Origin of the sequence: Pseudomonas sp. GL-R-19 (assembly GCF_019956375.1) — a bacterium.
Lineage (GTDB): Bacteria > Pseudomonadota > Gammaproteobacteria > Pseudomonadales > Pseudomonadaceae > Aquipseudomonas.
Genome location: NZ_JAHBDJ010000022.1, coordinates 183,130 through 207,685 on the forward strand (window position 1 = coordinate 183,130; position 24,556 = coordinate 207,685).

At 60.3% G+C, this 24,556-nt stretch carries 22 protein-coding genes; 11 read left to right on the plus strand and 11 right to left on the minus strand.

Features of this window, described 5'->3' with window-relative positions:
• Nucleotides 1–5: 5 nt before the first annotated feature.
• The 5 genes from KGA83_RS13530 to ureE form a co-directional block, all read right to left on the minus strand.
• Nucleotides 6–1,139 carry an AGE family epimerase/isomerase gene (locus tag KGA83_RS13530; RefSeq protein ID WP_108218445.1) on the minus strand — a complete coding sequence of 378 codons (1,134 nt, stop codon included), beginning with the start codon at nt 1,137–1,139 and terminating at the stop codon, nt 6–8.
• A gap of 165 nt (nt 1,140–1,304) precedes the next feature.
• Nucleotides 1,305–1,877, minus strand: a complete 573-nt coding sequence (locus KGA83_RS13535) for a HupE/UreJ family protein (RefSeq protein WP_223529891.1) — start codon at nt 1,875–1,877, stop codon at nt 1,305–1,307.
• 27 nt (nt 1,878–1,904) lie between these two features.
• Entirely contained in the window at nt 1,905–2,519 is a 615-nt protein-coding gene (ureG, locus tag KGA83_RS13540; RefSeq protein WP_007979691.1) for an urease accessory protein UreG, read from the minus strand.
• 23 nt (nt 2,520–2,542) lie between these two features.
• Complete coding sequence (locus KGA83_RS13545) at nt 2,543–3,217, minus strand: urease accessory protein UreF (RefSeq protein WP_108218447.1); 675 nt, start codon at nt 3,215–3,217, stop codon at nt 2,543–2,545.
• Complete coding sequence (gene ureE / locus KGA83_RS13550) at nt 3,214–3,714, minus strand: urease accessory protein UreE (protein ID WP_108218448.1); 501 nt, start codon at nt 3,712–3,714, stop codon at nt 3,214–3,216. The genes KGA83_RS13545 and ureE overlap by 4 nt, the downstream gene beginning before the upstream one ends.
• 217 nt (nt 3,715–3,931) lie before the next feature.
• Between ureE and KGA83_RS13555 the strand changes: the two genes are divergently transcribed.
• Nucleotides 3,932–4,093: a hypothetical protein gene (locus KGA83_RS13555; protein WP_223529892.1), complete on the plus strand. Its 162-nt coding sequence runs from the start codon at nt 3,932–3,934 to the stop codon at nt 4,091–4,093.
• On the opposite strand, the gene KGA83_RS13560 is transcribed toward KGA83_RS13555, so the two are convergent.
• Complete coding sequence (locus tag KGA83_RS13560; RefSeq protein ID WP_108218449.1) at nt 4,059–4,691, minus strand: TetR family transcriptional regulator; 633 nt, start codon at nt 4,689–4,691, stop codon at nt 4,059–4,061. The genes KGA83_RS13555 and KGA83_RS13560 overlap by 35 nt on opposite strands.
• A gap of 173 nt (nt 4,692–4,864) precedes the next feature.
• On the minus strand, nt 4,865–5,335 hold the full coding sequence (locus tag KGA83_RS13565; RefSeq protein ID WP_108218450.1) for a hypothetical protein: 471 nt from the start codon (nt 5,333–5,335) through the stop codon (nt 4,865–4,867).
• A 387-nt stretch (nt 5,336–5,722) separates the two neighbouring features.
• On the opposite strand from KGA83_RS13565, the gene KGA83_RS13570 reads away from it, so the two are divergent.
• Nucleotides 5,723–7,798, plus strand: coding sequence for an AsmA family protein (locus KGA83_RS13570; RefSeq protein WP_108218451.1), 2,076 nt, complete (start codon nt 5,723–5,725; stop codon nt 7,796–7,798).
• A gap of 123 nt (nt 7,799–7,921) precedes the next feature.
• Here the strand turns inward: KGA83_RS13570 and KGA83_RS13575 are convergent, their stop codons facing one another.
• Entirely contained in the window at nt 7,922–8,836 is a 915-nt protein-coding gene (locus tag KGA83_RS13575) for a LysR substrate-binding domain-containing protein (RefSeq protein ID WP_177413261.1), read from the minus strand.
• Between the two features lie 110 nt (nt 8,837–8,946).
• Between KGA83_RS13575 and KGA83_RS13580 the strand changes: the two genes are divergently transcribed.
• The 3 genes from KGA83_RS13580 to KGA83_RS13590 all read left to right on the plus strand — a co-directional run bounded on the left by KGA83_RS13580 (nt 8,947) and on the right by KGA83_RS13590 (nt 10,878).
• Nucleotides 8,947–9,585, plus strand: coding sequence for an FMN-dependent NADH-azoreductase (locus KGA83_RS13580; protein ID WP_108218453.1), 639 nt, complete (start codon nt 8,947–8,949; stop codon nt 9,583–9,585).
• Nucleotides 9,586–9,891: a DMT family transporter gene (locus KGA83_RS13585; protein ID WP_218430948.1), complete on the plus strand. Its 306-nt coding sequence runs from the start codon at nt 9,586–9,588 to the stop codon at nt 9,889–9,891. It begins immediately after the preceding gene.
• 96 nt (nt 9,892–9,987) lie between these two features.
• Entirely contained in the window at nt 9,988–10,878 is an 891-nt protein-coding gene (locus tag KGA83_RS13590; RefSeq protein ID WP_108218455.1) for an esterase/lipase family protein, read from the plus strand.
• Between the two features lie 117 nt (nt 10,879–10,995).
• On the opposite strand, the gene KGA83_RS13595 is transcribed toward KGA83_RS13590, so the two are convergent.
• Nucleotides 10,996–11,883, minus strand: coding sequence for a DMT family transporter (locus KGA83_RS13595; RefSeq protein WP_223529894.1), 888 nt, complete (start codon nt 11,881–11,883; stop codon nt 10,996–10,998).
• Nucleotides 11,884–11,980: 97 nt separating this feature from the next.
• On the opposite strand from KGA83_RS13595, the gene KGA83_RS13600 reads away from it, so the two are divergent.
• The 3 genes from KGA83_RS13600 to KGA83_RS13610 all read left to right on the plus strand — a co-directional run bounded on the left by KGA83_RS13600 (nt 11,981) and on the right by KGA83_RS13610 (nt 14,398).
• Nucleotides 11,981–12,775 carry an AraC family transcriptional regulator gene (locus tag KGA83_RS13600; RefSeq protein WP_108218457.1) on the plus strand — a complete coding sequence of 265 codons (795 nt, stop codon included), beginning with the start codon at nt 11,981–11,983 and terminating at the stop codon, nt 12,773–12,775.
• 64 nt (nt 12,776–12,839) lie between these two features.
• Entirely contained in the window at nt 12,840–13,148 is a 309-nt protein-coding gene (locus KGA83_RS13605; RefSeq protein WP_108218458.1) for a PsiF family protein, read from the plus strand.
• Nucleotides 13,149–13,384: 236 nt separating this feature from the next.
• Nucleotides 13,385–14,398 carry an AI-2E family transporter gene (locus KGA83_RS13610; protein WP_108218459.1) on the plus strand — a complete coding sequence of 338 codons (1,014 nt, stop codon included), beginning with the start codon at nt 13,385–13,387 and terminating at the stop codon, nt 14,396–14,398.
• Nucleotides 14,399–14,512: 114 nt separating this feature from the next.
• On the opposite strand, the gene KGA83_RS13615 is transcribed toward KGA83_RS13610, so the two are convergent.
• Nucleotides 14,513–15,787: an Hsp70 family protein gene (locus KGA83_RS13615; RefSeq protein ID WP_108218460.1), complete on the minus strand. Its 1,275-nt coding sequence runs from the start codon at nt 15,785–15,787 to the stop codon at nt 14,513–14,515.
• Nucleotides 15,788–16,085: 298 nt separating this feature from the next.
• Here KGA83_RS13615 and KGA83_RS13620 point away from each other — a divergent pair, with 298 nt between their 5' ends.
• The 3 genes from KGA83_RS13620 (at nt 16,086) to KGA83_RS13630 (ending at nt 22,748) form a co-directional block, all read left to right on the plus strand.
• Nucleotides 16,086–17,030 carry a DnaJ C-terminal domain-containing protein gene (locus KGA83_RS13620; protein WP_108218461.1) on the plus strand — a complete coding sequence of 315 codons (945 nt, stop codon included), beginning with the start codon at nt 16,086–16,088 and terminating at the stop codon, nt 17,028–17,030.
• Nucleotides 17,031–17,053: 23 nt separating this feature from the next.
• The gene (locus KGA83_RS13625) at nt 17,054–17,359 is read left to right on the plus strand and encodes a chaperone modulator CbpM (RefSeq protein ID WP_108218462.1); all 306 of its coding nucleotides are present in this window, start codon (nt 17,054–17,056) and stop codon (nt 17,357–17,359) included.
• A 301-nt stretch (nt 17,360–17,660) separates the two neighbouring features.
• Nucleotides 17,661–22,748, plus strand: a complete 5,088-nt coding sequence (locus KGA83_RS13630) for an NEL-type E3 ubiquitin ligase domain-containing protein (RefSeq protein ID WP_223529896.1) — start codon at nt 17,661–17,663, stop codon at nt 22,746–22,748.
• A 44-nt stretch (nt 22,749–22,792) separates the two neighbouring features.
• Here the strand turns inward: KGA83_RS13630 and ureC are convergent, their stop codons facing one another.
• Entirely contained in the window at nt 22,793–24,493 is a 1,701-nt protein-coding gene (ureC, locus tag KGA83_RS13635; RefSeq protein WP_108218504.1) for an urease subunit alpha, read from the minus strand.
• Nucleotides 24,494–24,556 lie beyond the last annotated feature (63 nt).

Consider the following 24,556-nt stretch of genomic DNA (forward strand, 5'->3'; position numbering starts at 1 on the left):
CAAAGTCAGCCGAGATATTGCGCCAACCCGCGATAACAGGTCGCCAAGTGATAGGGCGTGGTCGACGGCATGTCGCGGCGGCTGACTTCACCGTGCTCGTCACGGCACTCAAACCAGCCGCCGGCATGCAGCGAGTGTTGCTGTAACGCCTGTAATTGACGCAGTACATCCGCTTCGCTGTCCGGGCGCAGCGTCAATGCGCGCAGGTATTCAGCCTGGGCCCAGATACGCTGCGTGGCGTCCCGGACGCCGCCATCCGGTCCGAAGTCGAGCATCGCCCGCACAGCGCCAGTCTGCTGATCGATGCCCACCTGCTCGGTAAAGGCGAAGGCCCGCGCCAGATCGGCATGCAGCGCCGAATGGCGTAACAGCGGCGAGGATTCCAGCAGGAAATACCACTCGAACTGATGCCCGGGTTCAAACCAGTTATCCACAGACCCCAGCGGCTTTTCCATCAACACGCTGTGTTGCGGATCGATGAAGCGCGCGTGCATGGCTGTGCATAACTCGACGAGCGCCTGTTGCACGTCGAGGTCTTCACGCACCGACAGGGTAGCGAGGAAAGCTTCGGCCAGGTGCATCAGCGGGTTTTGCAAAGGGCCGCTGTCCAGCGCTGCCCAGTCGCGGTCGAGCGTGGCTTCGTACAGACCGTCGTCCGTGGCGAAACGCTGCGCAATCACTTCCAGCGAGGCGTTGAGTACCGACTCCACCAGTGGCTCGCGAACCTTGTCCCAGTAATGGGCGCAGGCGAACAGGATGAAGGCGTGGGTGTAGAGATCCTTGCGCTGATCCAGCGGCGTCCCTTGTGCATCGACGCTGTAGAACCAGCCACCGTGCTCGGCATCGTGGAAGTGCCGCTGCAAGGAGCGGAACAACGCGGCGGCACGCTCTTCGGCGCCCGGCAGCTGACCGATCAGGCTGGCAAACAGATACAACTGCCGCGCACAGGCCATGGCCCGGTAGCGTTGCGGTGGCAGCGGTTGGTGTCCGGCATCCAGCGCCTCGTAGGGCAACGCCATGTCGGCGTTCCAGCCCGGACCTTGCCAGAGCGGCACGATGACGTTCAGGAAGTGCTGTTGCACCGAGGCGAACAGGGCGGTCAATTCAGGCTGAGAGGCGGAGCGGGAAACAGGCGGCATTGGCTGGCGTCGTCACGGCAGGGGCGATTGCGCGACATGTTAGCAGAGAGGCTGACTCGACGGATGCGATCCTCGTAGGAGCTGCCGCAGGCTGCGATCTTTTGATGTGGATTTTGAATGCAAGATCAAAGATCGCAGCCTGCGGCAGCTCCTACAGGGAGGGGGTTAGCCCGCCAGCAACCACACCCCGGTCGCCGCCGATGCCGCACCCGCCAGTCGAACCAGCGGTGCTGCGGCCTGCGGCAACACTCGCACCAGCGCGTAACCCGCCGTGTGCAATACCATCGTCGCCGCGACGAAACCTGCAGCGTAGGTCCACGGACTCGACATGTCCGGTAATTCCAAGCCATGCGCCACGCCATGAAACAGCGCAAACAACGCCGTCGCACCCACCGCCATCACCAACGGTGGACGCACCGCCAACGCTACTGCCATACCCAGCGCCAATACCGAGGCGGCAATCCCGCTCTCCAGTGCCGGCAGGTTCAGTCCTTCAAAACCCAGCAGTCCGCCGATCAGCATGGTGCTGACAAAGGTGCACGGCAGCGCCCAACGCGCTGCACCTTGCTGCTGTGCGGCCCAAAGGCCGACCGCGAGCATCGCCAGCAAATGATCGAGACCGCCAAGGGGATGGCTGATGCCGGCGATCAAGCCGTTGTCACCGTGCCCCGGATGAGCGAAGGCCAGGGCCGGAGTCAGCAGCAGGGCCAGGGCACCGAGAGTGCGCTTGAGTGTCATGGATAAGCTTCCTTGTTGAAGTCGTGATCAGGCAGCGGTCAGCAAACCCTGGCGTTCGATGAAGGCGATGATCTGTTCCAGACCCTGGCCGGTTTTCTGATTGCTGAAGACAAACGGCTTGCCGTTGCGCATGCGCTGGGTGTCGCTGTTCATCATCTCCAGCGAGGCACCGACCAGCGGCGCGAGGTCGATCTTGTTGATCACCAGCAAATCGGATTTACAGATCCCGGGCCCGCCCTTGCGCGGCAGCTTGTCGCCGGCCGAGACGTCGATCACGTAGATGGTCAGGTCCGACAGTTCCGGGCTGAAGGTCGCGGAGAGGTTGTCGCCCCCGGACTCCACCAGAATCAGGTCCAGCCCCGGAAAGCGGCGATTGAGTTGATCCACGGCTTCAAGGTTGATCGAGGCGTCTTCGCGGATGGCCGTGTGCGGGCAGCCACCTGTTTCCACGCCGATGATGCGCTCCGGTGCCAGGGCTTCGTTGCGCACCAGAAAGTCGGCGTCTTCGCGGGTGTAGATGTCGTTGGTCACGACGGCCAGGTTGTAGCGCTCGCGCAGGGCCAGGCACAGGGCCAGGGTCAGGGCGGTTTTGCCGGAGCCGACCGGGCCGCCGATGCCGACACGCAGGGGTTGTGTGTTCATGTGATTCTCCAAAATAACAGGCCCTAGGAACGGAACAGACGGCTGTACTGGCGCTCGTGGGCCATGCACGCCAGGGACAGGCCGAAAGCGGCACTGCCGTAATGATCGGTATCGATTCGGGTGGCGTTCTGTTGAGCTTGTTGAAGCAGCGGCAACAGTTCGCTGGTCAGGCGCTGGGCGGCTTGCTGACCCAGGGGCAGGGTCTTCATCAGCACTGCCAACTGGTTTTCCAGCCAGCTCCACAGCCATGCGGCCAGGGCGTCCTGCGGGCTGATCTGCCAGGCGCGTGCGGCCAAGGCCCAACCCAGGGCCAGATGTGGCTCGCTGCGTTGTTCGAGGAAGGCTCGGGCCGGCACGTCAAGTTCCGGCAAGCCATTGAGCAATTGCTGCAACGAGTAGCCCATTTGCCGGCTCTCCTGATGCAACTCGCGGGTTTCGCGACTGGCGCGGTGTTCCTCGCAACGTTGCAGCAATTCACCCCAGTTGTCCTCGCTGGCGGCCAGGCAATGTGCGAGCAGCAACGGTGCTTCGAAGCGTGCCAGGTTTAACAACAACTGATCGCTGATCCAGCGCCGGGCGCTGTCGGGATCATTTACGCGGCCGTTATCCACCGCCATTTCCAGCCCTTGGGAGTAGCTGTAGCCACCAATCGGCAATTGCGGACTGGCCAGGCGCAACAGCGCCCAGGCCGGGTTCATGGGCGGACACCGAACTGGTGCAGTTTCGGCGCGTAGTTGAAGTCTTCATCGCCGTGGCGCGAATGATGATGACCACCGCCGTAGGCGCCATGTTCCGGCTGGAACGGGGCCTCGATGTTCTCGGCATGGGCGCCGAGTTGCTCGAGCATGGCCTTGAGCACGTAATCGTCGAGCAGGCGCAACCAGCCTTCGCCGACTTGCAGGGCGACATGACGATTGCCCAGGTGATAGGCCGCGCGGGTCAGTTCAAAGGTATTGGCGCAGGTGACGTGGAGCAATTGTTCGGGGCGGGCGCAGACACGTACGATTCGCCCGTCTTCGGCTTGCAGGCATTCGCCGTCATGCAACGGCGGCTGGCCGCGCTGCAAAAACAACCCGACGTCTTCGCCCTCGGCACTGAAACAGCGCAAACGGCTTTTGCTGCGGGCTTCGAACGTCAGGTGCAGTTCGGCGGCCCAAACGGGTTGAGGGTCGATTCTGCGATGAATCACCAGCATCGGAAGGCTTCCAGCAATGGACAATGCTCAGGCTAGAGCAAGGGGCTTGCCAATCGACATGATGCGTAGGAAATGGCTGAAGGAGACGTGGGACTGGTATTGATGGAGTGAGCTTTTTGGTTGAAGTTGGTGCGTTGATTTTGATCTGCGCACCAAGATGATGCTATGCGGGACATCGTAGGAGCGAGCTTGCTCGCGAAAGCGGTTTGTCTGTCACATGAATGTCGAAGATGTCGAAGATGTCGAAGATGTCGAAGATGTCGAAGATGTCGAAGATGTCGAAGATGTCGAAGATGTCGAAGATGTCGACGCATTCGCGAGCAAGCTCGCTCCTATAAAGGGCGTTACTCGGTGCTGCCGAGCCCTTGCCAATGCTTGAGGCCGATAAAGATAAACCGCAGTTGCTGGGTGATTTTCGCCTGGGGCGTCAGGTGCTCGGGCAAGGCTTCGGCTGGCGGATCGATGATGTCCGGCAGGGTGGCGAACACGCTTTTGACGATCAGGTCCGCCATGACACTCAGGTCGGCGATGTCCAGATGCTGCAGCTTCGGCATCAGTGACAAGTCCGCCGCCAGGTCCGAACTGATGTCTTCACGCAAACGGCCGATGGCCTGGCGCACCGGCAGCGAACCGCCGTATTGCTCACGGGCGAGAAACAGGAACTGCGAACGGTTGGCGCTGACCACGTCGAGAAAGATCCGCACCGAGGCATCGATGATGCCGCCCATCACGAATTCGTTGTGTCGTACCAGGCGAATGGTTTCGCGGAATGTCTGGCCGACTTCGCTGACCAGCACCAGGCCCAGTTCATCCATATCGGCAAAATGGCGGTAGAAACCGGTCGGTACGATGCCGGCGGTTTTCGCGACTTCGCGCAGGCTCAGGCTGCCGAATCCTCGGCCTCCATCCATCAGATGCCGGGCAGCATCCATCAGAGCGTTACGGGTTTGTCGTTTCTGTTCGGCGCGGGGCAGCATCGCAAGGGTGTTTTCTGGACAGGGACGCGGCGCACTCTAGCAAATCGTCTTTGCCGGCGTCGAATGACTGTAGGGGGGATCAAGCAGGGAAGTGCGGCATCTATCAAGCGGATCGCTGAAAAGTCAAAAGCCCAATCCGGGGATTGGGCTTTTTTTCAGGGCGGCCATAGGGCTTAGCTCGCGGCGCTGTTGCGTTCGATCACACGGTCACCACCGCCTTCGGCGAGGGTTTGACCTTGTGGGGTGCGATCCGAACCGCCTTCAGCGAGGGTTTGACCTTGTGGGGTGCGATCCGAACCGCCTTCAGCGAGGGTTTGACCTTGTGGGGTGCGATCGGAACCGCCTTCGGCGAGGGTCTGGCCTTGTGGGGTGCGTTCGGAACCATCGGCAGCCAGGGTCTGGCCTTGTGGAGTACGGTCCGAGCCATCCTGAGTGATCAGGCCTTTTTCTTTCAGGCGATCATTACCACCTTCGGCAAGGGTCTGGCCTTGTGGGGTGCGTTCGGAGCCATCGGCGGCGACGGTCTGGCTGAACACCGAGTGGTTCTGTTTCACTTGTGGAGTGGCCTGGTCAGCGGCTGGCAGGGCAAAAGCAGTGCTGGCCAGCATCGAGAGGGTAAGGCTAAGCAGTAGTTGGCGTTTCATGATTGTTTTGCTCCTCGGGAGGGCGAATAAGTGGGTACGAGAACAATGCTACTCTCGATAAGTCGATATGAAAGTTCATAAACGCAATGGTAATAATCAACGGAATTGATTGTTTGCTGCGCAGGCTCTAGGTCGGGCGTCTCCGGCGAGTTGTTGTGCACCGATGTGGGTATTTTCGACCCGCCTTTGGCATGCAAAAGTGCAGGGCCGGTAACGCCGAATGACTGATTGGTCAGTATTGGACTGGGCGAAATCGGCGAAATCGGTCTATCGATTAAACCTGCCGGTTTTTTATCAGTCGTAGACTTTATGGCGTGTCGCTTGCGGCTCACCGTTTCACATGTGCGTCGCAGTCGGGGCGCTCAGTCGTATCAGGAGCCCTGTGCAATGACGCGCACTCAAAAGATGTTTGTCTGGACCCTTTCCACTTTCCTTACCTTGTTGATGGTGCTGGTATTGATCATCGTGTTCTTCGACTGGAACCGGATCAAACCGCCGCTCAACGCCAAAGTTTCCGAAGAGCTGCACCGTGCTTTTGCTATCAATGGCAATCTTTCGGTGGCCTGGCGGCCCGAGCCCGATGAAGGCGGCTGGCGCGCCTGGGTGCCGTGGCCCCACGTGGTGGCTGAAGACTTGAGCCTGGGCAATCCCGACTGGTCGAAACAACCGCAGATGGTCACCCTCAAACGGGTAGAACTGCGTATTTCACCCCTGGCGTTGCTGGCGCAGCGGGTGGTGATCCCGCGTATCGATCTCACCGAGCCGAATGCCGAGCTGCAACGCCTGGCTGACGGGCGCGCCAACTGGACCTTCCAGTTCGATCCCAAGGACCCGAACGCCGAGCCTTCCAGCTGGGTGGTGGATATCGGCGCGATCGGTTTCGACAAGGGCCACGTCACCCTCGACGACCAGAGCCTGAAGACTCGACTCGACGTGCTGATCGACCCCTTGGGCAAACCGGTTCCGTTCAGCGATATCGTCGGCGATAAAGCGGCGAAAGCCGCGCAGGAAAAGGGCTCGTCGCCCCAGGATTATGCGTTCGCCCTTAAGGTCAACGGCCAGTACCACGGCCAGAAACTCGCGGGCCAGGGCAAGATTGGCGGGCTGTTGGCGCTGCAGGACGCGGCACGGCCGTTTCCGCTTCAGGCACAGGTGAAGATCGCCGACTCCAGCGTCGAATTGGCCGGTACCCTGACCGATCCGCTTAATCTAGGCGCCCTGGACCTGCGCCTGAAACTGGCCGGCACCAGCCTGGGCAACCTCTACCCGCTGACCGGCGTGATCCTGCCGGACACGCCACCCTATGCCACCGACGGCCACCTGATCGCCAGGTTGCACGAGGCAGGTGGCGCAGCGTTCCGCTATGAGGAATTCAACGGCAAGATCGGCGAGAGCGATATCCACGGCAATCTGACTTACGTGGCCAGCCAGCCACGGCCAAAACTCAGCGGCTCGCTGTTGTCCAATCAATTGTTGTTCGCTGACCTGGCACCGCTGATTGGTGCCGACTCCAACGCCGAACAGAAGGCCCGTGGCGGTGACAGCAAACAACCGGCCGATAAAGTGCTGCCGGTCGAAGAGTTCAAGACCGATCGCTGGCGCGATATGGACGCCGATGTCGAGTTCACCGGCAAGCGCATCGTGCACAGCGAAAAACTGCCGTTCAACGACCTCTATACCCATCTAGTGCTCACCGATGGCGTGCTCAGCCTCGAGCCGCTGCGTTTCGGCGTGGCCGGCGGCAAGCTGGATGCGCAGATTCGCCTGAACGGCCACACCGATCCACTGGAAGGCCAAGCCAGGCTCACGGCGCGAGGCTTCAAGCTCAAGCAGCTGTTCCCCGGCTTCGAACCGATGAAAACCAGTTTTGGCGAACTCAATGGCGATGCTGATATCAGCGGGCGCGGCAATTCGGTGGCCAAACTGTTGGGCAGCGCCAATGGCAATCTGAAAATGCTGATCAACGATGGCGCCATCAGTCGCGAATTGATGGAGCTGGCGGGCCTGAATGTCGGCAACTATGTGGTCGGCAAGATCTTTGGCGACAAGGAAGTGAAGATCAACTGCGCAGCCGCTGACTTCGGCATCCAGTCTGGCCTGGCGAGTACCCGCTTGTTTGTATTCGACACCGAGAACGCCATCGTCTACATCGACGGCACCGCGAGCATGGCGACCGAACAGCTGGACCTGACCATCACTCCGGAATCCAAGGGGTGGCGCCTGATTTCATTGCGCTCGCCACTGTATGTGCGCGGCAAGTTCATCAAGCCCGATGCCGGGGTCAAGGCCGTGCCGTTGATGCTGCGCGGAGCCGGGATGGTGGCGCTGGGCGTGATCGCCGCACCGGCGGCAGGTTTGCTGGCGCTGGTGGCGCCGAGTGGGGGGGAGGCGAATCAATGCGCACCATTGCTGGAACAGATGAAGGCGGGCAAGGCGCCTGTCACCGTCAAGTCAACCAAGTAATCGGGCGCCTATAAGGGTCCCATCGCGAGCAGGCTCGCTCCCACAGGGGATCTGTGCATGCAGGACTAATGTGGGAGCGAGCCTGCTCGCGATGGCGGTTTTGCAGTCACTGCATTTGGTTGCTTATGCCAAAGCATGCCCGGACAACAATGCCTCTTCGCGCAGCCATGCAAAAAACGCCCGAACCGGCGGATGACGTTCGCGTCCCGGCACGCACAGTGCGCTGTATCCGGCGCCATCGACCTGGACTTCCCCCCGGTAAGGCAACAACAACCCACTGGCCACGCTTTCCGACACCAGAATATTGCTCGCCAGCACCAGACCTTGCCCGGCAATCGCCGCTTGCAGGGCGTAGTGCTCTTCGTCGTATTCGCGCACGGCGGGTCGGCCGCTCAGCCAGGTTTCGCCGGATTGCGCACACCAGGCCTCCCAGCCGTGGGCATAGAGTTTGGAGTTGTGCCAGCGCACGCTGATCAGCGTCGGGGCGCGACTCGACGCCAGGGCCACTTGTTCGGGCGAACCGTAGACGCCGAAGGTTTCATCGAACAGGCACTGGCCGTACAGGTTGGGGTAGCTGTCGAGGCTGTAGCGCAGCACCAGATCGACACTGGCGTCCTGATGCAGGTCGATGACTTCGCAGTGGGTATCGAGGCGTACGTTGATGTTCGGGTGCCGGGCGTAGAAGCGCCCCAGCCGTGGCACCAGCCACAGGGCAGCGAAGGCGGCAGTGGTGGAGACCGTCAGGCTGGCACCGCTGCGTTGAGGGCGCAGGGTGTCGACGCTTTGAGCCACCTCCAGAAAAGCCCCGTGCAGGCTCTGGAAGAGCCGTTCGCCGCATTCGGTCAGGCGCACCTGGCGTGGCAGGCGCTCGAACAGCGGCACACCGAGCCAGGTCTCCAGAGAGCGGATCTGATGGGACACCGCCGTCGGGGTGACTGACAGTTCTTCGGCGGCAGCCTTGAAGCTCAACAGGCGTGAGGCGGATTCAAAGGCGCGCAGGGCGGTCAATGGCAGCGAGGCAAACATTGAGGACTCCATAGATGAAATGGATTCATCTTGACTGATTTTTGCTCATTTGAATGGACGTAGCGGTGAGCTTCAAGCTGCAAGTCACAAGCTGTTTGAGTTTAGTCCCTGAGGAGATTCAGATGAGTAAAATTCTTGCCGTTCATGCCAGCCCCCGTGGTGATCGCTCGCACTCCCGCCGTTTGGCCGAAGTGTTTCTGTCGGCCTGGCAGGCCCGTTATCCCCACTCACAGTTGACCCGACGCGAAGTCGGGCGGGCGTTGATACCGCCGGTCAACGAGGCGTTCGTGGCGGCCGCGTTTTACCCCGAGCCCGACGTTCGGCCACTGTCGATGCAGGCCGACCTGGCGCTCAGCGACGAGCTGGTTGGCGAACTGCTTGACCATGATGTGTTGCTGATTTCCACGCCGATGCACAACTTCAGCGTACCGAGCGGCCTCAAGGCCTGGATCGATCAGGTCGTGCGCATCGGGGTGACCTTCGATCACACCCTGGACAATGGCGTGGCCCAGTACCAACCGTTGGTGCAGGGCAAAAAAGCCCTGATCATCACCAGTCGTGGCGGCTTCGGTTTTGGCCCGGGAGGCGAGCTGGAAACCATGAACCATGCCGACAAGCTGCTGCGCACGGTGCTCGGATTCATCGGCATCACGGACGTCACCGTGGTGGCTGCCGAGGGCGAAGAGTCCGCCGAGCGCACATTTGAAATTTCCGTCGCCGAGGCTGAGCAGCACTTGCTGGCGCTGGCCGGGGAGTTCTAGATGGCCTGGCTGTTTCTGCTGGTCGCCGCCGGGTTCGAAGTCACTTTCGCCATGGGCATGAAGTACGCCGAGGGCTTCACCCGGCCCTGGCCTTCGCTGATCACGGTGGTGGCCGCTGTGGGCGGGATCTACTTCCTGACCCTGGCCATGCGCGAGTTGCCGGTGAGCATCGCGTACCCGATCTGGACGGCTATCGGTTCGCTGGGCACGGTGTTTCTCGGTTTCGCGCTGCTGGGCGAAAGCCTGACCGTGATCAAGCTGGTCTCGGTCGGGCTGATCGTGGCGGGCGTGGCGGGGTTGAAGTAGGGCTGATGACATAGACTTGTCATCTTCGCTGGCGATGCTTGGCGGATGTCTTGCATCCCGCCTTGCGTCACCACCCGACCACCAGGATGTCCGCCCATGTCGCAAGGTTCTGCCCCGCGCTACCCGTTGGTGCTGGTCCCGGGAATGCTCGGGTTTATCCGCCTGGTGCTTTATCCCTACTGGTACGGGATCGTCGAGGCGTTGCGCCGTGGTGGTGCCGTGGTGTTCGCGGTGCAGGTCTCGCCGCTCAACTCGAACGAAGTGCGCGGCGAGCAACTGCTGGTACGTATCGACGAAATTCTGCGGGAGACAGGGGCCGACAAGGTCAACCTGATCGGCCATAGCCAGGGCTCGCTGACCGCCCGCTATGCCGCCGCCAAGCGTCCTGACCTGGTGGCATCGGTGACCTCGGTGGCGGGGCCGAACCACGGCTCGGAGCTCGCCGATTATCTGCACAGGCATTATCCCCATGACAGCGTCCGTGGTCGTTTGCTGTGCTTTTTGCTGCGGATGGTCGGCGCGTTGATGGCTTTGCTGGATACCGGTTACCGCGGACCGAAGCTGCCGGTGGATATCCCTGCATCCCATCACTCCCTTACTACCGCTGGCGTGGCGCTGTTCAATCAGTGCTATCCACAGGGCTTGCCTGAAACCTGGGGAGGTCACGGTGCCGAAGAGGTCAACGGCGTGCGCTATTACTCCTGGTCCGGCACCTTGCAGCCAGGTGTTACCGATCGCGGTCGCAATCTGCTGGATGGCACCAACCGCAGTTGCCGGTTGTTCGCCAAAACCTTCGTCCGCGAAGCCGGGCATTGCGACGGCATGGTCGGGCGCTACAGCTCGCACCTGGGGACGGTGATTGGCGATGAGTATCCGCTGGATCACTTCGATATCGTCAACCAGTCGCTGGGGCTGGTGGGCAAGGGGGCCGAACCGATCCGGTTGTTTGTCGAGCATGCGGCGCGGCTGGCGGCGGCAGGTGTCTAGACCGCATTGATGCTTATCGCGAGCAGGCTCGCTCCCACAAGGGGTATGCAGTGAACACATTATTTGTGAGCGTTGGAGATTAAATGTGGGAGCGAGCCTGCTCGCGATGGCGTCAGATCAGGCAACACTGACCTTACGGCCCAACACCGTCGTCCAACGTTCGGAAACAATCACCCCACCCAAGGTCAGCACCCCGCCCACCAGGTGATACATCGCCAGCTGTTCATGCAGCACCACCGCCGCAATCAATGCGGTAATCAACGGCAGCAAATTGAAAAACTGCGTGGTCCGGCTCGGCCCTAAACGTACCACGGCCTGCATCCACGCCAGCGGCGCGACCATCGAAGCCAGCAGACAGGCGTACAGCACCAGCGGAATGTTCTGCAGGGTCGGGCCGACTTTCGGTGAGGCGAGGAACAGCGGAAACAGCACCAACACGGCCACCAGCACCTGCAAATACAGGAGCACCAGCGGCGGCAGCTTCAGCTGCCATTTTTTCAGCAAGGTGCTGTAGACCGCGTAGGCCAGGGTGGCGATCAGCATCATCGCGTCACCCAGGTTGACCCCGTGTTCCAGCAATGCGCCAAGGCTGCCGGACGACACCACCACCAGGACACCGGCGAACGACAGCACCGCACCGGCCAGGGCCCCCATGGTCAGGCGCTGGCCGAGGCTGATGATCGCCATGGCGAGCGACATCAGCGGCATCAGCGACAGGATGATGCCCATGTTAGTGGCCGAGGTCAGACTCGCGGCGAAGTACGCGAGGCTTTGATAAACGGCCATGCCCAGCACACCGAGGACAAAGATCTTGCCCAGTTTCGGGCGGATCAGCGGCCAATGGGCGAGCACCGGTTTGAGCATGAAGGGCGTGAACAGCAACCCGGCCAGCAGCCAGCGGTAGAAACCGATCTCGGCAGGGAAGATCGCCCCGGCCGACATTTTGGTGATCACGGTGTTGCCGGCCCAGATAAGAATGGCCAGCAGGGGGTAAGCGTATTGCATCGGGAAAAACCAGAACGTTAATGAGGGGCAATTATCCGCCTGTCTGGATACAAGCCTATACTTCAATCCAGACAACCGGCCCTTGATGACGGACAGTATGAGCAGTAAACACATCGACCTGCTGGATTTCAGCGAACTGCCGTCGGCGGTGTACTTCCGCTACGCCGATTTCGACGCCCACGAATACGCCGCGCCCCACCGGCATCCCTGGGGGACGCTGGAATACGCGGCCCACGGAGTGCTGCACATGGACGTCGATGGCAGCCGCTTCATGTCGCCGCCGCAATACGCGGTGTGGGTGCCGCCGCAGATCGAACACAGTTTCTACAGTCACCAACCGGTCAACTACCGTGCGGTGTGCCTGGCCCCCAAAGTGTGCGCCGATCTGCCGCCGCGAGCCTGCACCCTGGCCATCAGCGACATCCTCAAGGCGATCCTCAAGGACTTCGCCGCCCGTGACGTGAAAATCCCCGAGCAGGCTGCGGACCAGCGTCTGGCCCAAGTCCTGGTGGACCAACTGCAACAGGCACCGGTGCACGAGTGCTACCTGCCCTACGCCAGCAGCCCGGGACTGCTGGGGATTCTGGAGTCATTGCAGGCCGAGCCGGGGGATAACCGAGCGCTGTCGGAATGGGCTGCACGCATTCATGTCAGCGAGCGCACCCTGGCGCGGCAGTTCGTGCGGGAACTGGGCATGAGTTTCGGTGAGTGGCGCCAGCGCCTGCGGTTTCTGGCGGCGATCGAGGCGCTGGATAGCTCGCGCAGTGTTCAAGAGATCGCCTTCGACATGGGCTACAGCACCGGCTCGGCGTTTATCGCGATGTTTCAGCGCCAGGCCGGGTGTACGCCGGAGCAGTATCGCCGCAGCCACCTGGAGAACAGGAAGGTGTAACAGGGGTTGTCTACACTCCAGTTCAAGGCCGTGCCCCTCGGTGTGGCGACCAGGAGAAAACTCCATGAAGATGATGCGTGTCCCTTTGTTGATGATCGGTTTGCTGCTCTGCTCCCAAGGCTTCGCCGCCACAGCCCAACAGGAAAAGATGACTACCTGCAACGCCGACGCCACCGCGAAAAGCCTCAAGGGCGACGAGCGCAAAGCCTTCATGAGCACTTGCCTGAAGGTTGCACCGGCGGCAAACGATGTCGGCAAGGCCCTGACCCCACAGCAAGAGAAGATGAAAACCTGCAACGCCGACGCCGCCACCAAAGCCCTCAAGGGTGACGAGCGCAAGGCGTTCATGAGCGATTGCCTGAAGAAAAAATAAACATTGAGCCGATTGATGTGGCAGCTGCGAGGGCCTCATCGCGAGCAGGCTCGCTCCCACAGTGGGACTGAGTGCACAGGACAAATGTGGGAGCGAGCCTGCTCGCGATGAGGTCGGTCGCAGCACTGCAAAAGAACCTGACCCCCCACTAAGGTCGCCCCACACAATCCCTAGTGCTCGCACCGGATCGCTGGCAGACTGCCAATCCTTTTTATGCCGTTCGTTTTTGAGGCTGTATGCCAACGTTTTCTCAGCGTCAAGTTTTGCTGGTCATCAGCTGGGTCATCATTTTTGGCGGGCTGCTGCTGGTCATCCCGCTGCGATTGCTGCCCAGCCTGCTCGCCGGGTTGCTGGTGTTCGAACTGGTCAACATGCTCACCCCGCAACTGCAGCGGTTGATCGAGGGCCGGCGCGCACGCTGGCTGGCGGTGGCGTTGCTGGGGACTCTGATTGTCAGCGTGCTGACGCTGATCTTTGCCGGTGCCATCAGCTTCCTGCTGCACGAAGCAGAAAACCCTGGCGCTTCCCTCGACAAGTTCATGGGCGTAGTCGACCGCGCACGCGGGCAACTGCCGCCGTTCATCGACGCTTACCTGCCAGCCAGTGCCGCGGAGTTTCGTGTGGCGATTGGCGAGTGGGTGAGCAAGCACCTCAGTGATTTGCAACTGGTGGGCAAGGATGCGGCGCACATGTTCGTGACGCTGCTGATCGGCATGGTGCTCGGCGCGATCATTGCCTTGCAGCGCGTTCCGGACCTGACCAAGCGCAAACCATTGGCGGCGGCGCTGTTCGAACGTCTGCACCTGCTGGTCCAGGCGTTTCGCAACATCGTGTTCGCCCAGATCAAGATCTCCCTGCTCAACACCGTCTTCACCGGGATTTTCCTGGCGGTGATCCTGCCGATGTTCGGTATCAAGCTGCCGCTGACCAAAACCCTGATCGTGCTGACGTTCCTGCTCGGCCTGCTGCCGGTGATCGGCAACCTGATGTCGAACACACTGATCACCATCGTCGGCCTGTCGCTGTCGATCTGGGTTGCCGTGGCAGCGCTGGGTTATCTGATTTTTATCCACAAGCTCGAATACTTCCTCAACGCGCGCATCGTCGGCGGGCAGATCAGTGCCAAGTCGTGGGAGTTGCTGCTGGCGATGCTGGTGTTCGAGGCCGCGTTCGGCCTGCCGGGGGTGGTGGCGGGGCCGATTTACTACGCGTATCTGAAGAGTGAGTTGAAGCAGGTGGGGATGGTTTGATCCGAAAGATGCAGGCTCTGGTCTGACGCTTTCGCTGGCAAGCCAGCTCCTACAAGGGCGACGCAATCCTGTAGGAGCTGGCTTGCCAGCGAAGGGGGCACCACTGAATCTGGATCAGTCCATGGAGCCGTAACGCTTGGCCGCCTCGATCGCCAGACCACTGCCGATACTGCCAAAGATGTTCCCTTCCACATGCCACGCATTCGGCAACATCGCCGAAACACTGTTGCGCAATGCCGGAATCCCGCTCGAACCACCGGTGAAGAACACCGTATCGACCTGATCGACCCGCACATTGGCGTCCGCCAGCAGTTGGGTGACGCTGGCTCGCACCCGCTCCAGCAGGCTGTCGATGGCCGACTCGAACAATGCACGGCTCAAGTCCACGCTCAGGCCCGCTTCAATGCGGTCCAGTGGCACGTGACGGTTGTCGGCGTGGGTCAGCTGGATCTTGGTTTCTTCCACTTCCATGGCCAGCCAGTGCCCGGCGCGCTGCTCGATCAGCTTGAACAGGCGGTCGATACCGCCGGTGTCCTCGATGTCGTAGCGCATGCTGCCCAGGGCCAGTTGCGACTTCTGCGAGTACACCGAGTTGATGGTATGCCAGGTCGCCAGGTTCATGTGGTGGCTGGTGGGCATGTAGGCGCCGCTCTTCATGCGGCTGCCGTAGCCGAACAGCGGCATCAGGCCTTGCAGGCTGAGCTGTTTGTCGAAGTCGGTTCCGCCGATGTGCACACCGCCGGTGGCGAGGATGTCCTCGTGACGGTTATCCACACCCCGACGCTCCGGCGACAAGCGCACCAGCGAGAAGTCGGAGGTACCACCGCCGATGTCGACGATCAGTACCAGCTCTTCTTTCTCGATGGTCGACTCGTAGTCGAACGCTGCGGCAATCGGCTCGTACTGGAACGAGACTTCCTTGAAACCGATCTTGCGTGCCACGTCGACCAGGGTGTCTTCGGCTTCTTTGTCGGCCATCGGGTCATCGTCGACAAAAAACACCGGCCGACCCAGTACCACTTCTTCGAATTCCCGACCGGCGGCCGCTTCGGCGCGGCTCTTGAGCTGGCCGATGAACAGCCCGAGCAGGTCCTTGAACGGCATCGCCGTGCCCAGGACACTGGTGTCGTGCTTGATCAGCTTGGAACCCAGCAGGCTCTTGAGCGAGCGCATCAGGCGGCCTTCGTAGCCTTCCAGGTACTCGTGCAGCGCCAGCCGGCCGTACACCGGGCGACGTTCCTCGATATTGAAGAAGACCACTGACGGCAGGGTGATCTTGTCGTCCTCCAGCGCGATCAGCGTTTCCACGCCGGGGCGCAGCCAGCCGACAGTGGAGTTGGACGTGCCAAAGTCGATACCCAAGGCACGGGCTGGAGATGCGTTGTTCATGTCTTTCAGGTTCCGGTTAAAAAACGGCCGCGCAGTGTATGTCAGAGCGCGCCAGATTCGAAGGCCGGTTATCTGCTAATTCTTCGCAGACGATGCCTTGAAAGATGGGGCATCCCCCCCAAACTACCCTGCATCAACCGGACAGCCGCGGGAGTGCTCGCAAGAAGCCCCGCGTGCTGCCGATAAACTTCTGCTGCGCCGCCCGGTCACAAATTTGAGATCGGTCAGACCAATGGCTGCAAACAAGCGCATGCTGTGGCCTGTGGCGCGATTCTGATAACGGATGGTGATTCCTTCGATGGACTTCAAAGACTATTACAAGATTCTCGGTGTGGAGCCGACAGCAGACGACAAGGCGATCAAGGCCGCCTATCGCAAGCTGGCGCGCAAATACCACCCCGACGTCAGCAAGGAAAAGGACGCCGAGGCCAAGTTCAAGGACGCCTCGGAAGCCTATGAAGCGCTGAAAAGCGCGGACAAACGCGCCGAATACGATGATTTGCGCCGCTATGGCCAGCACGGCCAGCCATTCCAGGGGCCTCCGGGCTGGCAGAGCCGTGGCGGTTTCGGTGGTGGTGGCCAGGACACGGGCGATTTTTCGGACTTTTTCAGTTCGATATTCGGCAATCGTGGGCCAGGCTTTGGTGGTGGAGAGTCGCGTCGCAGCACCGGACGCCGAGGGCAAGACGTGGAAATGGAGCTTGGGGTTTTTCTCGAAGAAACACTGTCGACCGAGTCGAAGAAGGTCACCTTCCAGGTACCGCAGTACAACGCGGCCGGGCAGCATGTGAGCAACACCAGCAAAAGCCTGAACGTGAAGATCCCCGCCGGCGTGACCGACGGCGAGCGCATTCGCCTCAAGGGGCAGGGCGCTCCGGGCGTGGGTGGCGGCGCCAATGGCGACCTGTACCTGACGATCCGTTTTGCCCCGCACCCGAAATTCGACGTCGAAGGCGAGAACCTGATCATCACCTTGCCATTGGCACCGTGGGAACTGGCACTGGGTGCAGAAGTCGCCGTGCCGACCCTGACCGGCAAGATCAACCTCAAGGTACCGGCGGGCAGCCAGAACGGCCAGCGCATGCGCGCCAAGGGCCATGGCCTGATGAACAAGGCCGGTGAGCGCGGTTATCTGTTCGTACAACTGAAGGCTGTCATGCCGAAGAAGTCCGACGATGACATCAAGGCCCTGTGGCAGGAACTGGCGAAAAAAGCCGCGTTCGATCCCAGAGAACACTTCTGAACCCAGACATGGAGTAGCCCGTCATGAGCAGCCCCCTGATCGTTCAACTGGACCTGGCAGAATTCTGTGAGGCGGCCGATTTGTCGGACGTCCATGTGATCGAAATCGTCGAACACGGCATCCTCGAACCTCAGGGCGCCCAGCCCAAGGACTGGCGTTTCAACGATTATGAGCTGACCCTGGCCAAACGCGCCGTCAAGCTGCGGCGCGATCTGGAGCTGGAATGGGAAGGCGTCGCCCTGGCGCTGGACCTGCTTGAAGAGGTCCGGCAGCTTCGGGCGGAGAATCGAATGCTCAAGCAGCGGTTGGGGCGGCTGCTGGTCGAGTAAGCGTTCTGGTGTTTTTGTGTTGGCTGTCAGGTTGCTTTCGCGAGCAGGCTCGCTCCCACGGGTGATTGCTGTGAACACAGGATTTGTGAACAGCACGATCCATTGCAGGCGCGAGCTTGCTCGCGATAAAAGCCGGCACATTCGTGGTTGTGTGGTGCGGTAAATAGATATTTTCGGCACCTGGATTTCCGAATGCACAGGGCTGTTTTTGTACATTGAACCAACGATTATTTGCGCTTTTGTTCACGGGACAAGCGCATGACCATAGAGACCCAATCAATGGTTTGAAGGTGTTCAAGACATGCCTCAATTGCAAGGAAGCAATCCAACAGGGCCGTCAAGTCCGGCAAAAAAGGAAGACAACGGGGTTCATCACCAACGGATAAAACCGTTGATCCCCAGGGCGATTACCGAAGCACCACGGGCCAGGCTCCTGACGGCGGTGGATGTACAGCCGACGTTCCCTGCCTGGTATCTGAAAGCCCGACCGATGGACCGCGACTATCTCAAGCAACTCATCGACGAGCGCTGGCGCCTGCAAGGGCGGCTGGACGAATTGCTCGGCGATTTGCAGCACGACATCAAGGCCTTTGCCGAGCCGTTGCTCAAAACCCTGTTGCTCTCGAACTTCAACGAGCATGGCAATCCGAATGACCTGCAATTGCGCCTGTATGTGCCGAACAAAATCGCCGGTGTAATCGATACCCAGGCCAGTACCATCCGTCGCTCCACGCTGCTCGAAGCGGCGCTGCACAACTTCGAAGAGGATGAAACCCGTGATGATGCGTTTCGCAGCGGCTCCGCGGTGTTACGCAAGGACTTTCGTGGCGACCTGCACGAGAACAAGGTCATCACCCCGCAAAAATTTGCGGCGCTGTGTCGCCGTGTCGATATAGGCGGGCAATACCAGACTCACATCAAGTCATTGCTCACCCCCGCAGATGCCAATGCCGCTCGCCTGCTCAAGGAACGTTCGATCGCCAGTGACAAAGCGGCCCTTAAACTGGCGTCGACGACGGCGTATCTCAAGGGCGATATCGGCCTGCACGGCTACGCATCGATCGGCGCACTGATCGACGGCAAGTCTGATATCCAGTGGTATGGTCGTGCGCTGCAAAGTCATCGTTTGTCGCTAATGGGCTGCCAGATGACCGGCGTTGTGCTGTTCAGCGCTGTGGCCGAACCAGCGGCGGTCAAAAGGGCCATTGATGGCCTGACGCCCGATGCACGCAAGCAATGGCTTGATTTCTCCCGACGGGCAACGTCCTCGCTACCCAATGGCTTCGATACCTTTCGCCTGCTCAAGGCTTTTTTCGCCAACGGCCCGAAAGGCGTGGTGGAAGAGATGCTGCGCAAGGACGAAATCTACAGCCAGAATCGGCTGAGCGGGCATTTGATCGCCTGGGTACCGGATGACCCGGACCATCCGCTGAAGGAATATGCCTCGCTCACCGACTTCATGAAAACGCTGATCGGCCAACTGCGTGAAAGTGACTACCAGGTTTTTTTCAGTCGTTTTGTCGCACAGAAAGACAAGGCGATTTTTTTCAGCCGGGTCAACGAGCGGCTCAAGACCCTCACCTGGCAACGGCGCGAACCGCTGGACATGGGGCCATGGTGGCGAGAAACGCCGGTGGAAAACCCTAATGCGCAACCTGTCACTCATCTGATCAGCGACGACCTGTGGGGCCGTCTGTTTCGTGAGCGCCGCGACAAAGCCATCGCCGATGCCCGATTGATCGCGGTGCCGACCGATGACGAAGACGCCAGTGCTCGCTGGAAACGCCTGAGCAACTATCTGGACAAAGCCTGGAACCTGTTCAACTTTGGCGCAATGCTGGTGCCAGTGCTCGGGCCGGCCATGCTGGGCCTGATGGCCGCGCAATTGCTGGTGGAGCTGGTCGAGGGCATTGAAGACTGGAGCAAGGGTGACGTCGAAGAGGGCGCGGCGCACGTCAACAGTTTCTTGATCAACGGTGCGCAATTGGCCCTGATGTTCATGGGGCACGTGCTGCCCAAAGGCCCCACGCCGATCAGACCATCACCCCTGATCGACAGCCTTAAACCGGTGGAACTGCCCAACGGAAAAACACGTCTGATCAAACCCGATCATGCACCTTATGAGCACCGCCTGACGCTGCCCGAAACCGCAACGCCCGATGACTTCGGTGTCATCGAGCATGACGGGCGCAAAGTGCTGCCGCTCGAGGGCAAGCAATTCGTGCTCAAGGAGGATCCGCTCACTGGACAGCCTCGACTGCAACATCCCAAGCGGCCAGATGCCTATCAACTGAACATCGAACACAACGGTGCTGGCGCCTGGCACACGGAGTTCGAACAACCGATGGAATGGGACAAGGGCAAGCTGTTGCGGCGTCTCGGTCCATCAGTGGATGGGATCAGTGACGAAGTGCTGGAGCAGGTGCGGCATGTCAGCGGTGTCGAGGAAGGCGTACTACGTCGTATGCATGTCGAAAATGATCCACCGGCGCCCTTGTTCATGGACACGCTGAAGCGCTTCAAGGCTTACGCGGACGCCGACAAGCTCAGTGCGCAAATCCTGAATGGTCAGGTGCCGCAGGAACTGTCGGAGAATGTGACGGGGTTTGTTACTGCGTTACATGGCTGGCCAGAATCCAGGGCCCTGGTGCTGGAAGCCGATGCCGCTTCGGGCCGACCATCACTGAATTTCGGTGCAGCTGAGGCTACGCCTGAAAATACCCTCAACATTTCCCGGGCGGATGTTTGCGAAGGCCGCCTGCCGACACGAGTGGTTGACGCCCTCAGCGAGTCGCAATTGCAGGACTGGTTCGGCAGTGAAGTTGCGAAAGAACGCTCGGCGCGTATTGCCGAGCTGCAAAAACGCATCGCCCGTCTGGCGCAAGACAGCAAAAAAACACTGTTCGATACGTTGTACGAGGCCCGGGAAACCACCAGCGATGCGCGGATAAACCTGCTGAAGCGGGATTTTCCGGACCTGTCGAACGCCGCCGCACAAGCCCTGCTGGACGATGCCACTGAAGCCGAGTTGTTGAAGTTGACCCGAGACAGACGGATCCCGTTGCGCTTACGCGAAATGGCGCGAAAGTCGGTGTTCGGCCTGCGTTTGAGTCGCGCCTATGAAGGGCTTTATCTAGACGGATTGAGTAATGCCGACACCGACCGGCTGGCGCTGCATACCCTGGCAAACTGGCCGAAATGGCCATCGGATATGCGCATCGAAGTCCGCGATTTCTCCTCCACCGGCACACTGCGTGACAGCGTTGGCCCGGTCGATGCCTCGGTGCGCAAGGTGTTGGTATTGCGCGAGGACGGGCGCTATGAAGCTTACGACAATGAGGGTGGCCATCTGCAGGGAGCGGACGATCTGTACGGGGCATTGCTGCATGCCTTGCCCGATGCCGACCGCAAAACGCTGGGGTATGAGATCAATCAGGGGGCGCAGCTGCGTCAGGCGGTTAAACAAACGCCGCTGTCACACGACGCGTTCTCGAAAACCCTGCTGGATCACCCGATACGCAAGCCCGCTTACGACCCACAGATCATGCGTTTGCGTGGCGGAATGCGCATTTACAGGGTGCGCTCACAAGATCCGGATCTTTTGCGAGTTCGTACAAGATCACTCTATCCAGGCCTGGATGATAGTCAGGTACAGGCGCTTCTGAACGATTTTGGTGATTGGGGCAATCAGCGACTGACTGCGTTGGAAACCGAGTTCAACCGCTTCAATGATTCAATGCGTCGTTGGGTCAACCAACCTACCCAATCCTGGCGCCTTACAGCCGACGGAGCCGCGGAGTGGCAATCCAGAACCGATCTCTACGCGAAACTCCGCCGCTGCTGGCAGCGCACCGGACCGGCGGGCGTTGAGGCCCCCGGTATCGTGGCGCCGCAAGCATTGAATCTGGATGGTTTCCCTCTGGACAGGCATATGGCGACGATGCCTGAACTGGCGGCCAGTTTTGATCACGTAACCGAACTCAGTCTGAACAACGTACGACTGCGTAATGAACAGGTTGGATTCCTGCGGCCATTCCGGCAATTGCGCCAGTTGAACATGACGCAAAACCGTTTGACCTTGTTTCCTCAAGAGATCGGCAACATGCGCTGGCTGACTCATCTGGTGCTCAGCGATAACAACATCTCCCTGGACAGCGAGGGAATCGCCCACCTCAGGGGACTGACCCGCTTGCACCTGTTGCGCTTGGATAACAACCCGTTACGCTTGCCGCCTGATGTCAGTCGTATGCCCAACTTGCAGGCGATAACCCTTAACCATGGCCAGCTCAATACCTGGCCCACGGGCTACCTTGCCCGCAATCGCCCGCGCAGCATTTATCTGAACCTTGAGTTCAACGTGCTCACGCAAATTCCCGATGTGGCGCCCGGTTCCTTCCGTGCAGAGTTGCTGGCGCGCACATTCTTCACTCGCGAAGAGGGCTGGATTTCGCCCGAGAACCTTGAACAGGTGCGCACTTACATCGAATCGCTCGGTCTGGACCCTGATCGTGCCTATCCCCCTCGCGGCGTGCTAGACAGCTCCGAGTGGGGAGAAGGGCTGAGCAATGCAAAGTGGAATGCGAAACAGCCCATCTGGGACTGCGTCGAAGACGAGTATGGCTCGCTGCCGTTTTTCAATGAAATCCGGCGGTTGACCGAGTCCTACGATTTCAAGGCCGACGACAAAAGTTATCGTATCGAACTCACTGCCAAAGTGTGGCGCATGCTCGAGGCCATGGCCGAAAGAACCGAGTTACGGGAAAAGCTGTTTGCCGAGGCGACCAGCACCACCAACTGTGTCGATGGCGGCACTCAGTTGTTCAATGCAATGGGCGTCGAGGTATTGGTGCACGAGGCTCGCTCATTGGCCAATCCGGGGCTGGTGGAAGCCGAGTTGCTGCAACTGGCGAGGGGCAAGGCGCGTCTGGACGAACTGGGCAGGATTGCCCGCGAGCGTGTCGCTGAGCGCCTGCGGGCCGGAGAGACCTTTTATCGCCTCGGAACCGAAGGTGGAACCATCGATGAAGTCGAGGTGCATTTGGCTTACATGACGGATCTGGCGGAGCGCCTGGATCTGCCATGGCAAGCGCGAGGCATGCAGTTTCGGGCTATTTCCAAGGTGAGCAAGGAGATGATCGAGGCGGCCTGTCAGCGTGTGCTGGCTCTGGAAGAAGGGGGCTTGCTGACTCAGCTGATTCTTGAGCAACCGATCTGGCAAACCTTTATGGAAACGACCTATCGTCAGGAGTTCGATGCCCTCAAGCTGAGGCTGGAAAACGCTGAGGATGAAGACATATTTCAGGCCATCAAGGCACTCGAAAAAACGTTGACCCAGCAGGCTCTGGGCCGAGCCAAACTGGACAAGGTGAACACCAAAATCGGTAGCTGACCCACAAGCCCCGAACGCCTGGCGTCCGGGGCTTCTTGCATTGCTCAGAACAGGAAGTAGCGCTGGGCCATTGGCAGGGTTTCCGCTGGCTCACACCACAGCAACACACCGTCAGCCTTGACCTGATAAGTTTGAGGATCGACGTCGATATCCGGCAGGTAATCGTTGTGGATCAGGTCGCTTTTCTGCACGTTGCGACAACCTTTGACCACGGCGATTTTCTTCTTCAGACCCAAGGCTTCCGGCAAGCCGGCCTGCTGCGCCGCCTGGCTGATGAAGGTCAGGCTGGTGGCGTGCAGCGAGCCGCCAAAGCTGGCGAACATCGGGCGGTAATGCACCGGTTGCGGCGTCGGGATAGAGGCATTGGCGTCACCCATCAGGCTGGCCGCAATGGCACCGCCCTTGAGAATCAGCGTCGGTTTCACGCCGAAAAACGCCGGGCGCCAGAGCACCAGATCCGCCCATTTGCCCACTTCGACCGAACCCACTTCATGGCTGATGCCGTGGGTGATCGCCGGGTTGATGGTGTATTTGGCGATGTAGCGTTTGGCGCGGAAGTTGTCGTTGCCTTCACCGTCGCCGGGTAGCGGGCCGCGTTGTTTTTTCATCTTGTCGGCGGTCTGCCAGGTACGCGTGATGACTTCGCCGACCCGGCCCATGGCCTGACTGTCGGAGCTGATCATCGAGAAGGCGCCGAGGTCGTGGAGGATGTCTTCGGCCGCGATGGTTTCGCGGCGGATGCGGCTTTCGGCGAAGGCCACGTCTTCGGCAATGCTCGGGTCCAGGTGGTGGCAGACCATCAGCATGTCGAGGTGTTCGTCGATGGTGTTGCGGGTGAACGGCCGGGTCGGGTTGGTCGAGCTCGGCAGCACGTTGGCAAAACCGCAGGCCTTGATGATGTCCGGCGCGTGGCCGCCACCGGCGCCTTCGGTGTGGTAGGTGTGAATGGTGCGGCCCTTGAAGGCGGCGAGGGTGGTTTCGACGAAGCCCGACTCGTTGAGGGTGTCGGTGTGGATTGCCACCTGCACGTCGTACTGATCGGCCACGTTCAGGCAGTTGTCGATGCTCGCCGGCGTGGTGCCCCAGTCTTCGTGCAGCTTGAGGCCGATGGCGCCGGCCTTGACCTGTTCGATCAACGGCTCCGGCAGGCTGGCGTTGCCTTTGCCGGTGAGGCCGATGTTCATCGCAAAGGCATCGGCGGCCTGGAGCATGCGCGCCAGGTGCCACGGCCCGGAGGTGCACGTGGTCGCATTGGTGCCGGTGGCCGGCCCGGTGCCGCCACCGATCATGGTGGTAACGCCGCTCATCAACGCCTCTTCGATCTGCTGCGGGCAGATGAAGTGGATATGGGTGTCGATGCCGCCGGCGGTGAGGATCATGCCCTCACCGGCGATCACTTCAGTGCTGGCGCCGATGGCGATGGTGACATTGGGCTGGATGTCCGGATTGCCGGCCTTGCCGATCGCGGCGATGCGCCCGTCCTTGAGGCCGACGTCGGCCTTGACGATGCCCCAGTGGTCGATGATCAACGCGTTGGTAATCAGAGTGTCGACCACTTCCGCGGCCAGTAACTGGCTCTGGCCCTGGCCGTCGCGGATGACTTTGCCGCCGCCGAATTTCACTTCTTCGCCGTAGGTGGTGAAGTCCTGTTCCACTTCGATCCATAACTCGGTATCGGCCAGCCGCACCTTGTCACCGACGGTGGGACCGAACATGTCGGCGTAGGCTTGTCTTGAGATTTTCATGCGCATGCCTTGAGATTCAATTGATTTGGAGACCGCTCGCGGTGCTCGCTTTCGCTGGCAAGT